Here is a 274-nt window from a genome sequence, read left to right on the forward strand (position 1 = left end):
CCCCACAATCTCGATGTCATCCCCAACCTTCACTATCCCGCGCTCAATCCGACCCGTCACCACCGTCCCGCGCCCTGAAATGGAAAATACATCTTCCACAGGCATCAAAAACGGTCCATCAATCGCGCGCTTCGGCTCAGGAATGTATGTGTCCAACGCTTCCGCCAACTTCCAGATCGAGGGCTCTCCAATCTCCGACTGATCCCCTTCCAGCGCCTTCAACGCGCTTCCAATCACAATCGGCGTGTCATCCCCAGGAAAATTGTACTTCGAC

The 274-nt window shown here is 55.1% G+C and carries 1 pseudogene; it reads right to left on the reverse strand.

Annotation, left to right across the window (positions count from 1 at the left end):
* Positions 1–274 (reverse strand): annotated as a pseudogene (gene tuf / locus IV91_RS0114260) (elongation factor Tu); the annotation flags it as partial.

It is taken from the genome of Ferrovum myxofaciens (genome assembly GCF_000735045.1).
Taxonomy (GTDB): Bacteria; Pseudomonadota; Gammaproteobacteria; order Burkholderiales; family Ferrovaceae; genus Ferrovum; species Ferrovum myxofaciens.